The organism is Prevotella sp. 10(H) (assembly GCF_000711235.1).
In the GTDB taxonomy this organism is placed as follows: Bacteria; Bacteroidota; Bacteroidia; order Bacteroidales; family Dysgonomonadaceae; genus Dysgonomonas.
This window is the reverse complement of record NZ_JOMI01000001.1, coordinates 396,546-409,647: the sequence shown is the minus strand read 5'-3', so window position 1 is coordinate 409,647 and position 13,102 is coordinate 396,546. Positions and strand designations below refer to the sequence as shown.

The following is a 13,102-nucleotide window of genomic DNA, read 5'->3' as shown; positions in this document are numbered from 1 at the left end:
TCTTCCTCAGCGCGTGACTTGTCTATCCGATAGAGGAGAAATCCGAAAACTTCGACAACTGCTTTTCCAGTGATTTGGTCAAATAGATATATCTTATCCTCTGCCAGATCGGCAATCGTTTTATACCACCCCCATTTATTGCAAAAGTCTTTGTATCCTTTAGAAACTGGTTTGCCTGAGCCACTACTGTCGAATAATGGTGCAAAATCGCTTCTGATTCTTTCTTTCTGTGCAAAAAAAAAGCGAGCAACGGCAGGGCTTTGTCACAGCTGAGCTTGCGGAACAGTTCCTTACGTTCTGCGGCAGTATCGGTATTGTAGCTTTCGCCTGCAGGGCGGCATACGATAGCCAGTATCTCCGAAATCTTGGTCTCGCTGTCGCTGTTCAATGTTTCCTCTATGTCTATCCATTCGCCCAGTGTAAGCTTGTCCGACAGGGAGATAAAGTAGTCCTGCCCGCCGATATTCACCTTTGTGGCAGGATCAAACTCGGTATCGAATACGAATTGCAGCGCACCGGATATGGTTTCGAAGAGCTGGGTAGGGGAGTTGAGCAGGAGCTCGCTGTCTGTCTTGCAGATGTCGGCAATCAGGCGCACATATTCCATTTTATCTTCTGGCTTGTGCATAAACCATTTTTCGTAGTCGGCAAGGCTGATTTCTTCCCAGCTTTGCGGAACGGAGATTTTTTGTTCGTTGAATTCGATTTTTAGCATAGTGTATTTTTTGATTATTGTTATTTAATGTTTGAATTGTAGTTTCTAAATATTTGTTGCTGCGCGTAATTGAAAATTATTTGCGTTCCTTTTGGCCTAATCCCCAAAAGGAACCAAAAACGCTTTAGCGCCCCACTTCAATGCCCGACCCGTAACGGGCTTAAAGGCTAAACAAAAAAACTTGCTCAGAATTTTGCTTAATCCGTATCGGCAGATAAGCTCAAACACGTTTTTGTTTTACGCCTTTTTCACCCTACGGGTACCCCGTACTTGAAGCTAACGGCGCAGGCTGACGCACGATGATACTTGGAAAAGTATATTAATTCTCGTCACCTTTTGTTTCGTTTTGCATCAGGGCAAAATGAAAAACAAAGCCGGTAGGGTGCGTTAGAAATAATTCAATCTACGATTCAAAACAAAAAGTCAAAGGCCGATTTACACTATAGATAAATATATTTCATTCCGATAAATAGAAAATAAGAAATAAATACCTATATTTGAAATGGGTATACACAAATTACTAAAGTCTAAATATATACAGGGATGTAGAAAGGCTGCCTATATCGGTTTATTTGCTGCATAATAGATGCACACTATAAACTTTCTTTTGCTTTTGCATGTTTACTCACGAAATGATAATGGCAGTACCTTTGAAGAGATTAATACATATGAGTGAAATATTTCACCACAGAAATTTTAAAGAGAATGTAGCCTACAACTGGCCGAAAGCCGTAGGTTTTATACTTGGCGTTTATCTGATCTGGACACTGATCAGGTACTTTTTTCCTATGGCGCATATGATGTGCAACTTCCTTGTCATACCGCTACTTTTGTTTGTGTTTCCCGAAGTCATTCAGGGGCGGCGCTATTACTTCCTGTACATCGTCTCGGGCTTCGCTTTTGTCCTGCTCGACGATTATTTTTTCAGTAATTACGAGGGAGGCAATATGCTGAAAGATAATACCGGAAATAATATCTCCACTTACGTATTTTATGCCACGCTGCTCTTTACCTCCGGAGCCTATATTTTTTCCGTTTTTTCGTATTTCGAAGAAGGGAAGAGATTGTCTCTGAGGCGGAAAGTAGGCTATATCGCCCTTATTGTGGCTTGCGCCCTGCTCGCCCTGCTTATTTACCACCGTGCGGATATCTTTTGACCGGAGGGCATAAAAAAAGTCCGGATGATCACTCACCCGGACAAAAATTAACCAATTTAAAAAAGTCTCCTTAATGAGCTGTTTACTCTTCAGTTTCTTCTTCTGCTTTATAGGTGGCAGAGACAATGAACAGGTCGGTGTTTTCGGCTTCATTGTCAACTGACAGATAGTCGGCAACTTTATCTTTTTCATCGATAATATTGTCGCCGTCTATGTCAGCCACTCTCAACGATCCCAAAGCAACCTTATCCAAAGCTGTCTCTGTCTTGTATTCCGGGGCTTCTTCTATTTGTTCCAGCGTAGTGAAAAGGCCTACTAGCAAATAATTATCGCGGAGCGATGTCTTACCTTCTTTTTCTACCTTGTATAGTAATCCTTCTTCATAGTAGTGTTCGAAAGCAGCTTTTCCGTCTTTGTCGGTGGCTACACTGCCCACTTCCTTGTATTCTTCGCCGTCGAGCACATAGAATGTAATTTTGGCATTTTCCGATACTACTTTTTCAGCAACGCCTCCTGTCCATTCTTCGTTAGCTTCGTATACTGTGTATGAAGCTTTGAATTCAGGTATATCCAGATCGGGAAGTACAGTTGCCACTACATATATCTTGCTCTTACCTGCTTCGGTAGCGCTTGTAGATTCCAGTGCCACATCGTTGACGAGCACTTTACCGTCTTTCATTGTCAACTTTACAGGGTCGCCCTTCACACTTTCAACGATAATGTTTTCTCCTTCGGTTGCAGGGAAAGTAACGTCTCCTTTGACTATATGGCGGGTAATGTTATCCTTGGTAACTTCGGTTTCTTCCTCTTCTTCGCCTTCTTCGGCTTTAGGTGCAGGTTCTTCTGTTTTGTCTTTTACGGCAAATACAGTAAGGGCATCTTCACCCAGGTTTGCACCGTCTACATTTTTCAGCACTTCAGTAAATTTGGTAACATCTTCGATTGTGCCCAGTTTTTCGATAACCTCTTCAAGTTGTGTTTTAGCAGGGGGTGGCGGTGGCGGTGTTTCATCGTCATCACTACAAGACACAGTAGAAAACAACATTGCTAATGTTGCAAAGCTCAAATAAAATAACTTTTTCATAAATAAAATTTTTAATTAATAAAGCTCTAATAATTCTCTGGTTAAAATATTATCAGATAAAAAAATTGTCTCCTTATTGCCGAACCCGTCTCCTGAGTTCTGCCTGTCGCAAATTTTATTTAGGATGTGAAGTTATATGCAGCCTTATACAGTAAGGCCGTATAAAATAGAAATAATACCGTGTGCAGAAATGGAGTGAGATAATGCATTTACCGATTTGGCCGTCAGACGGGATTGTCTGCTTCCGGATCGACCAGAATCAAATACTAGACGGACAAAATTATGAAAAAGCTGTCCGGCACCCCTCGTTTTTAACTTTCTTTTACATTAAAGGTCGAATATTATTGTGTTATAATTACATTTTAAGAATAGGGGCTTCTAATGCTAAGTTTTGTTAATGTGACACAAAGAAAGTGCAGAAACTAACTGTATGCTGTTTCTACACTCACTTTAGTGATTAATAAAGCTATTACTTTACTTCTATCTTTCCTGTCGTATATATCACTTTTCCGTCGCTGGTCATACCCTCGATAACAACGGAATATGCAGCAGAAGTATCGGCCGAATAGAAACTGAAAGTTGCCGTACCGTCGTCTGCCGTTTTGATAGTGGGATTCCAATAAATTGTAGTACGCAGGTCGGGAGTGGCATCGTTGCGTTGTTCGGCCGTTTCGTATTTAGGGGAATAGAACTCTCTGAGGGGTTGATAACCCAAGGGTGTTATTGTTTTTATATTGAACGGTTCTTTGCCGGGAATACCCATATTCCCTTTTTTAGTGGTTATCACTATAGCGCCGTTGGTGGCACGTTGCCCGAAATAAAAGAAAGCACTTGAACTCGAAAAAATTTCTATTTCATCAACATGCTCAGGAAGTATCATGTGTAGTTCTGTATTATTCATTTCCATATTATCTACTAATATAAGCGGTTCTGCATTGCGCATAGTAATTCTCGTGCCCGATACCCATATGCCTCCCATACGGCCAAGCAGCGAATACATGTCATGGGCATGCGTTTTCTCTATATCTTCAGACGTAAAGAGCCTGTTCATAGGGGATGAATAAGGCAGTTTCCCTACTTTTATCTTCGGTTTAGCCACTATCTCCACTTCTTTGAGGTATATCATCCGCATGCCGTTGTCTATCATAAACTTCTCGTCGGCTTTTTGCATATATTTTTCGAAACCGTCGATACCTGACAAAGACAAAGGTGCCGACCTCCTTATCTGCGGGAATGTATCGATATCAAGCAGCAGTTCTACCCGCGAACCGCCTTTCTTGTTGTTTCCCTGTATGATAAACCTCACACTGTCGGGAGTCTCGAATCCTGTCATGGCAAAACGCCCGTCTTTATTCGTAACCCCACTTGCTACAAACGGGAAGTTAGTTGCCAGTATATTCACCGGATATTCGGCTGCCGGTTTGGTCATCAACAACCCGCCTTTTACTATTCCCGATATGGTCTGGCTCGTTTCGGGCATAATGGCCGGCGACTCCGGATCACCTTTTAGTATTCGGCCTATGTTGTAACGCCGCCAGCCTTGCGTCATCATCAGCAGATCCAGCCCGGGGTGTGCATTCGTAAGGTCTCCCCTGAAATAAGATGCGGGCGATTCGATATTACCTTTCAGGTCGGATGCCAGCAGTATCGACGACAGGATATTGACTGTAGAATCGGGCAGTATATCGTTGCTGTTGGTTACCGATATGGAGAAATCGCCTTTCAGCGGGTTGCCTGCGTTGTCGGTAACGGATACACGGTTTTCTATGTTTTCCCGTTTTTTATATTGCTGGCGGGCTGTACTGTAGGATACCTTTGTCAGGTCGTTTTCATTGATATTGAATACCAGCCGTTCGCTGACGGGGTTCATTTGTGCATCGGCAAGTACTGCCTGTATGACGCCCGTAGGCAGTTCTTCCTTGCGGAAGGTGATGAAGTCCTTGCTGTTGTTCCATTTCTCAGAGTACAGCACGTTGCCGCGGCAATGCACCACGAGATAGTAATCGGAGTTGAGTGAGGTTATATCTTCGGACTTTGCCAGTGCGATATTCAGTTGGTTTCGTAGCCAGTATGCCTGCAGTGAGACTGTATTTGCAGTAGAGGCCGGCAGCGGGAACCGCTTTTCTACATTGTTTTTGTTCCTGCATATGGCGAAGAACTTCTGCCCGGGAAGAGAGAATGTCGTCAGCGAGCCCATGCCGAGGTGCTTGGATTCGAAATAGGTTAGTGTATCGCCTTTTTCGTTGACAACGATACCTGTGATATCTTCCGCCGTTCCGTTTGCATTAATCGCCTTGAATCCGATGCGGGAATGTATGCCTGCTGGCAGATTACCGCCCTCGGGCATGAAAGCTACGTCGAATTCGTTATGAGGGTAGGGGATCGGGATGTATTGTTTATGAAATTTTTTCTGATAGTCGTAAGATATGTATAATACGCGGCTTTTTTTATCGGCAGGGGCTTTGCGCGAAAGGTAGATACAACTGTCTTCTTTTATCTTATGTTTTTTCAGGTCGCCGTCGCTTTCCGATATCATGATATTTTCGGGAAGTATAGTCTTGCCGCTTTCTATTTCGGTGAAATAGATCTTTATGTTTACTTTTTTCTTGTCCTCGGTGTATTCGAAGTCGGTGTGTGTGCGGTAAAGCGCCGACAGTGGATCGCCTATAGTCACCTTCCGCCTGAAGAAATAGTCCTCACCCATATTTTGCATATATTTTGTATAGCAGCGCAACTGGTACTCGCCTGCAGGAATATCTTCATCGGTAGGCATATATCCCTGATATACTCCGTTTGCAGGTTTTATCTTTACACGTTTCAGCAGCGAATCGGCCGGATTGAGCAGCTCGGCATATACATAGCGGCTGGTAGTATCGGGTATGTGCGATAACGCATCCGTCAGATGTGCGCGAAACCAGATGTCTTCTCCGCTGATGTAGGCTGCCTTATCGGTTTGTACATACAGCTTTTCCTGCGGGTATATGAGTGATTGCCTGATGAAATTGGCTGCAATCGAATCTGCCATCTGGGCATAAGAGGAAGCGGATATGAATGCTAAAGCGGAAAAAAAGAGATATTTTAGGTTTTTCATATTTGTTTCCGGATAGTGATTAGTATATAGGGTCATTTATTTTAACAAATATAGATAAAAGAATTATTTTTTCATTACATCTCACATTATTTCAGTAGCCTTAAACATACATTCTATTATACACATGACTATACACTTCCATTTACTCTTACCTATACGCTGGGCTATACCATTATATAAGACAAGAAAAGACAAGACCAGACCAGACTAAAAAGAAATAGATAAATATTTTTTTATTTTTTTGTATGAAGTAGAAAGTATTTTATCTATACCTGTGAAATGGCGGAAAAAAGTGGGAATGGATACTGATATGTTTAATTTAATGGCTGATTAACAATGGATTATTGACAATGTCTATAGGGGGATAGAAACAATCAATCGAACAACTTTATCAACTTTTATGTTAATATTATGTGTTTTTCATGGTATTAGAATTAAAGGTTAATAAAGAAGATTGGTTGTCGCGATGACAACCTTTTCTTATATATATACCTTTTCCTCTGAGAAGTACTTATAAGATAGCTAGCTTCTGCAAAGCATTTACAATATTCCTCAAGAGAAAAATTAAAATGAAGTTCAAAATATTGATAAAGAGATTTGTACATTTCTTTTAGTTTATTAACTTTGCAATGTCCAGTCACAAATAATTTACTAGGCATAAGGCACTTACGCAATAATATCAACAAAACTAATTCATCATGAAAAAATTACTAGCTTTAGTTACCATGATTGCTTTCTTTGCATCATGTAGTAACATTGAAGACAATGAGCTGTCCGGGCAAAAAGAAATCCGGTTTTCATCCCAACTTCCTAATTTTAAGTCAACCTACAAAGGCACTCAGGTAGCAGAAGGTCAGAAAGTAGGAATCTTTATCTCCGAAGATGCAGCCCCGACCGCCACTTACGAGCAAAATATTTCTTATACAGCCGATGGCGAAGGAAATCTTGCGGGTGAAACGCTTTATTTTCCAAGCAATGGCAATCAGGTGACAATATCTGCTTATCATCCATACAAAGAGGGGGTTAACGATACATACCGGTTCACTGTTGCTGCTGACCAAACGGATGTGGCGAATGTATATGCTTCTGATCTGCTTTTCTGTCCCCAATTTAAGCAGACGTCTACAACAAACCCTATTACCCTTAAATTTTATCACCAACTATCGATGATAACTTATAAGCTGTCTGCCGGCAATGGCAATCCGGATCTGACCAATGCACAAGTAAGCGTGGTAAATGCTGCTACAGCAACGGAATTTAATCGCCGTACGGGAGTTTTGGGAGATGTGTCGGCAATACAGGAAGTGAAAATTGGGCAAAACGGTGGTATCGTTGTTCCACAAACAATTTCCAACGGTACAAATCTGTTAAAGATTGTTTTGAAATCGGGAAAAGTGGTATATTACACTACCGATAAGGAATTGACCTTCAAACAGGGTACAAAATATACATTCAATCTGAAAGTAAACTTAAGTGAAGCCATAGATATAGGTACAGAAGTTGAAGACTGGCTACCCGGCGACGATATCAACGGTGAAGCAAACGAACCTGGTGAAGACAAAATGCTTCCTTCCGAGATCACTTACAAAAAAAATGATGATATTACCAAAAGATATATATTTGTATATGATGACTTGAACCGTGTGAAAACAATGGCAATATGGTCTAGAATTGGTTATGATAATATATTAAGCCACCACTCTGACTACGCTTTTGAGTACGACGGAAAGAATAGCAAGATTATTGGATGGGAACTGACAGATTATTTCCCTTCGGGAGGAAAAGAAGGCGATCCTGTTCCAAAGATTACGGATGCTACTTTCACATACTATGCCGATAAGGTTGTAATAGAAAAGACTACAAACTGTGATACTCAAAGTAGCGCTACTCTTTTTATAAATGACAAGGGAAACCTGAGCAAAGTTGATGATAACGAATTCTCTGATTATACAATAAAAGATAACTATTTATTAACTCAAAAGATAGATGCCAATAAAAATGCATTGGAACGACGCTGGTATAAACCGAGCATTATCGAAGATGCAACATTTTATACTTACGACAACAAAAAATCCCCATTCTTGAATATGAAGGCTGAAAAATGGCTGCTCGAGTATTTCAGTATGATCTATTATGAAACACTATATCCATTTTTTGGTTATAACAATGCAAAAGAAAAAGAGTATGATGCTGTAACTGGCAGAAAAAAAATAGAATATAGGTTAACTTATAATGCAAAAGATTATCTCGTTAGCAGAACCTGGGCTTCTGTAGAAGAACTTGAAGGTGCAATACCATCAAATGATTTAGAAATAGCTATACAATATACCACTTGGAAATAATGTACCTGTGACTATTCAGGGTAGAACAGAAGGCCGGTTACAATATGCTGTAACCGGCCTTTATTTTCTCTCAGGAGTTGTATGATAGCCTTTTATTTCCATAAGCATCTACAAAAGAGACTATTATAATATCGTATTCAGATACTCGCGCTGCTTAGCAATAAACACATCATACATATTATTCATTGTCACATATGTACACATATCTTTAGCTCCCATTTGTTTATTCAGTACATCATTTACTTTTTTGAGCATCGTCATATATCTTTGTTCTGCACCGGTGTCGTTATTTGTTTGCAGCCTGAACAGGGCGAGTTCTGTATTATTTTGCATAATGAGCGAGTCGAGCGAAATATTAAGGTCTGTCGCCAGTATTTTTATCTGGTCGAACGTAAACGGGATATTGCCCCTGAGCCTCCGGTAAGTAGATTCACTTCAGATACCGAGCTTGTCCATGAGATAATCTACCAGCTTGACATTAGACGGGAGGCTGTGCAGACTTTCTAAATTAGTATTTTATTAATATTCAAGGTGGTATATATTGGGCAATTATTTTGCAAATATATTTATTAAATTGACATAATTATTATATCGACGCCGATCGTTTAATATATTCGCTCAGAAAGTGAAGATATGTTATCTGATGCCGAAAAATTGTAATATAATGATTGATTTGGGCCGTATATATATGAAATATGATGATATTTTGTATCTTTGAATAAACACAGCTTGCATTTTTGTGGAGATAATAAAATGTATGAAGCAATTTGTTTTTGCGTAAATATTATATAATCAGGATATTGCAATTATGAATAAGAAGACACTTCACGATCAGTTGATCGAAGAATTGAGAAACCGGGTACCAAACAATTCCGAATTAGTAAACTTACTGACTGATTTTCTTGATATAGGAAAAGAAGCCGCCTACAGAAGATTGAGGGGAGAAGTCCAGTTTTCGCTGGAAGAAGCATCCACTCTGGCATACAATATGGGGCTGTCTCTCGATGCCCTCAAAGCAGTTTCGGCTCTCAAGCGGCCGTTTGTATTCAAAATAGCCAATTTTGCCGATCCACAGGAAATCGATTATGATCTGATAAATGAATTCGCCGACTTTCTGGAATATATAAAAGATAATACGGATACCGAAATGGCGATAGCCGCTAAAATACTTCCCGACGCCATACACCTCGGGCATCCGCATCTCACACGGTTCTATCTCTTCAAGTGGATGTACCAGTACGATAACCAAAAACTTACCAGAAAATATGAAGAGGTCAACGGCGGCCTTAAGGTCTTGGAGATATTGAACAGAATGGCAGAACTGCTCCTGTACATCAAAAAGACATCCTATATCTTCGATCGCAGGATATTCGAAAATCTGGTAGACGATATAAAATACTTCAATACGATCGAACTTATCAACGAGAACGATATGCAGTTATTGAAGAAAGACCTCTTTGCCTGCCTCGACGATTTAGAAATTCAGGCGGCCACAGGCATAAACCGCGTAGGCAATAAGACTGAGATTTACCTCTCGAATATCAATTTCGAAGCGGGCTTTTCGTATGTCAGTTCCAAATATCATAAGGTAAGCACTATACGTGCATTTACGCTATATGATATTGCCAGTAGTGACACGATAGCATTCGATAAATCGCAGCAATGGATGCAATCACTCAAAAGGGCGTCCATGCTGATATCTGAAAGCGGTGAAATAGCAAGAAAAAGCTTCTTCAACAAGCAGCGCGAACTGGTAAGTACTCTGTAATCCGGATATTTACAAACCTTTTTTGATATATACCATACAAATACAGCATGAAATACACTCACTCTTGGTAATATAATATCCGGCATTACTCACATTCGGGGAAAAAATTATGTAAATTCCAATATATGGAATTTGTAGAGGAAGGAATCCATATTTGTGAAAAAAATGATATACATAATCTTAGTTTTTCCATTTTTGTAGATTTTTTTCAATCGTTTTTCCACCAAAAATGTAAATTATTCTGATAATAAATTTATCGGTAAAAGGACGATTATGTATTTTTACATTGCTGAAAAATACACCTCATGGCACCTCTGAGCCATAGCAAAAATGTGTATTTAAGTTAGTCATCTTCAATTTAATTTCCTTCCTTACACATATTGCGAAACACGAATTTATTAAACTTCCTGGGAAAGTCTGCTTTAAAATCGCAGGCTTTTCGTATGTCAAATCAATATGTCATGTCGCATCTGCGTTTTTCCTTTTCATATGCTTTTTTTTCGTAGCTATTTATCTACCACTGACTCAATGTAAAATAATGTAAAAAAGGGACAGTGATTTTGCTTGTAATATAATATAAATAAGTATATTTGCACCGATAAGACAAATTATACATTATTAATATATAGAGACAGATTGGATATTTAAACGACCCAGAAGACATCCCTTTAAAGATTTTATTTTTATATTTTACGGAGATTATAATATGTAAATAAACTCTTGCGGCGGATACACTTGAACACATACATTATTAAAACTTGTCTGGTTTAAATACTTTCCTTTCCATTATTATCTTATATATGTTGCGGAACAACTTTAATTACACAATATGAAAAAGGAGATAATTCTATTTTTTTGCATCCTATGCACTGTAGGCACTGCCAGATCGCAGGTAACAGTAGGTTCTGACATCATTCCCAACAACGGGGCATTGCTCGACCTCAAGCAAACAAACGCTGAGGGCGTTAATTCCGAAAAGGGATTGGGAGCACCCCGGGTTCACCTCACAGATTTCACGCGGCTTTATCCCATGTTCAGCGACACTATCGACTATGTCAGCAATGTCGGCGGCAGGAGAGATAAGGAAAATAATGCCCATACGGGGCTTCTGGTCTACAATGTAGCCAATTCGGTCTGCGATAGTCCTTATATCGGCGACGGGCTGTACATATGGGACGGCGAACGCTGGATTTATCTGGGTCAGGATAAGTCCAATGTGATGCATTTTAAGGATCAGGACGGTAATCCTTTCAAGGCCAGAAGATTCGGGATGGCAGGTATCTGGATGACCGAAAACCTGAGGGCGACCTCATACGTAGACGGCACACCCGGCCTTAAAAACAACGCTACACCCAGCGATACCGAAAGATATTTTTGTTACCCCGCCCCCCGCAACAATCCACAGGGAGTTATCGACGGTACCAACGATACATATTTCACAATGATGCCGTCTATGGGCTTGCTGTACAACAGGGCTGCGGCAACAAACTTGGAAAATAACTCGACGAAAAATCAGGCGCAAACCGATACTCCCACTCCTGGACCCAACGAAGTAGAATCCGTTGCCCCCAATGGCAGGATACGAGGAATATGCCCAGAGGGCTGGCATCTGCCGAGCGACAGGGAGTGGAACGACCTCGAAGAAGAAATATATAACAATCCGCATAGATACAGTACATACACTACCACCGAAGCTGCAACGTGGAATCCGTTGAAGTGGAACTCCATATGGGATACATGGAAAGAGGGCACACCCACTACTCCCCGCGGTTCGTCGGTCGAAGGACAAGGCCATGGGTTGGCCATGCTGAGCCCTTGCCCGCTTCCCGACAGCCCCTACACAGGAGATATAAAGGGTCGTAGCCTGTTGAGCGTACAGGGAGGTTTCGAAGCCCTTATGGTAGGCTTGGCTTATGAGGGGGCGCTTTCTTTCGGTGTGGATGAGTATGGAGTAGCTACATCTTTCATGACAAGCAGCAACGCCAGTATTCCGAATACAAACTTCTGGTACAGGACATTAGGAGTTTATCAGGGCTATAAATACAACAAGCAATATGTTGCACGTCATGAGTTGCATCCGGGCGGTGTGAGGGCATACTTCTCGGTAAGGTGCAAAAAAGACGAATAACAGCACGCTGCAAAAATAAGAAACAGGAAAAGGTGAAAAGGTTGTCTAGACAAGTATTTTCACCTTTTTGTATAAAAAAATGTCAGTATTCATTCGTCCCAACTCTTGGCTAAAAACTATATCTTTGTATTATATTGTTTTTTGTAAATATCTGATTATGTAATATGTAGGGATGACAAATATGGTTCAAAATCTATATGGGATGGAATTGTGTATGAGAAAACAAAATTTTGGTATATTTTTAGGCTGCACAAAATCTTGCAACGGAACACTAACACATTAAAAATCAAGAGTTATGAGAACCAAATTTTATTTGCTGGCCTTTATCATGATGTGTATTGGCGGCATCGCATTTGCTGCAATACATGGTGATGGTGAAGTAGATCTCGGCCCTAGAGGTGGAGAAGAAGGTGGCGGCGGAAATGGAGGGAATCCACCTAAGTCAGGACGTATTATACCTATAAAACCCGTTAAAGCATTCCTGATTCAGAATGAAACAATGGAAGTTACTTTCTTCGAAATATTCGGAATCGTAACAGTAGAGATAAAAGATGAAACAGGAAATGTTTGCATCGCAACAAACGTAAATACAGCACTATCTGCAAAAGAAATGATAGATGTAACTGCCCTCACGCCGGGTACTTATACAATATCGTTTAAAGATGCGACAGGTGCACTGAAATACTATTACGGAGACTTTGAAATTGATTGAACTTTTTTGAATTTTATACACAAATAATAAGCAGAGGGGTCCGGCAGGGAAATCCCGGACTCCTCTGCTCATTTTTATTTTAACAAATGGGGAAAGTAGTGTTAG

Annotated in this window: 9 protein-coding genes; 5 read left to right on the top strand and 4 right to left on the bottom strand. The window is 40.5% G+C overall.

Annotated features, from left to right (window positions below):
- Positions 1-22: 22 nt before the first annotated feature.
- Positions 23-715 carry a hypothetical protein gene (locus K348_RS0101870; protein ID WP_029902362.1) on the bottom strand — a complete coding sequence of 231 codons (693 nt, stop codon included), beginning with the start codon at positions 713-715 and terminating at the stop codon, positions 23-25.
- Between the two features lie 668 nt (positions 716-1,383).
- On the opposite strand from K348_RS0101870, the gene K348_RS0101865 reads away from it, so the two are divergent.
- Entirely contained in the window at positions 1,384-1,872 is a 489-nt protein-coding gene (locus K348_RS0101865; protein WP_156032717.1) for a hypothetical protein, read from the top strand.
- 82 nt (positions 1,873-1,954) lie between these two features.
- Here the strand turns inward: K348_RS0101865 and K348_RS0101860 are convergent, their stop codons facing one another.
- Positions 1,955-2,956, bottom strand: coding sequence for a fasciclin domain-containing protein (locus K348_RS0101860; RefSeq protein ID WP_029902360.1), 1,002 nt, complete (start codon positions 2,954-2,956; stop codon positions 1,955-1,957).
- A gap of 469 nt (positions 2,957-3,425) precedes the next feature.
- Positions 3,426-6,047 (bottom strand): TonB-dependent receptor plug domain-containing protein, encoded by a 2,622-nt coding sequence (locus K348_RS0101855; protein ID WP_197027613.1) that lies wholly within the window; start codon positions 6,045-6,047, stop codon positions 3,426-3,428.
- Positions 6,048-6,745: 698 nt separating this feature from the next.
- Between K348_RS0101855 and K348_RS0101850 the strand changes: the two genes are divergently transcribed.
- Complete coding sequence (locus tag K348_RS0101850) at positions 6,746-8,389, top strand: fimbrillin family protein (protein ID WP_081852481.1); 1,644 nt, start codon at positions 6,746-6,748, stop codon at positions 8,387-8,389.
- Positions 8,390-8,512: 123 nt separating this feature from the next.
- Here the strand turns inward: K348_RS0101850 and K348_RS0101845 are convergent, their stop codons facing one another.
- On the bottom strand, positions 8,513-8,722 hold the full coding sequence (locus K348_RS0101845; protein WP_029902354.1) for a hypothetical protein: 210 nt from the start codon (positions 8,720-8,722) through the stop codon (positions 8,513-8,515).
- 475 nt (positions 8,723-9,197) lie between these two features.
- On the opposite strand from K348_RS0101845, the gene K348_RS0101840 reads away from it, so the two are divergent.
- The 3 genes from K348_RS0101840 to K348_RS0101830 all read left to right on the top strand — a co-directional run bounded on the left by K348_RS0101840 (position 9,198) and on the right by K348_RS0101830 (position 12,997).
- The gene (locus K348_RS0101840) at positions 9,198-10,157 is read left to right on the top strand and encodes a hypothetical protein (RefSeq protein WP_029902352.1); all 960 of its coding nucleotides are present in this window, start codon (positions 9,198-9,200) and stop codon (positions 10,155-10,157) included.
- 829 nt (positions 10,158-10,986) lie between these two features.
- On the top strand, positions 10,987-12,285 hold the full coding sequence (locus tag K348_RS0101835; RefSeq protein ID WP_029902350.1) for an FISUMP domain-containing protein: 1,299 nt from the start codon (positions 10,987-10,989) through the stop codon (positions 12,283-12,285).
- Positions 12,286-12,580: 295 nt separating this feature from the next.
- On the top strand, positions 12,581-12,997 hold the full coding sequence (locus K348_RS0101830; protein WP_029902348.1) for a DUF3244 domain-containing protein: 417 nt from the start codon (positions 12,581-12,583) through the stop codon (positions 12,995-12,997).
- Positions 12,998-13,102 lie beyond the last annotated feature (105 nt).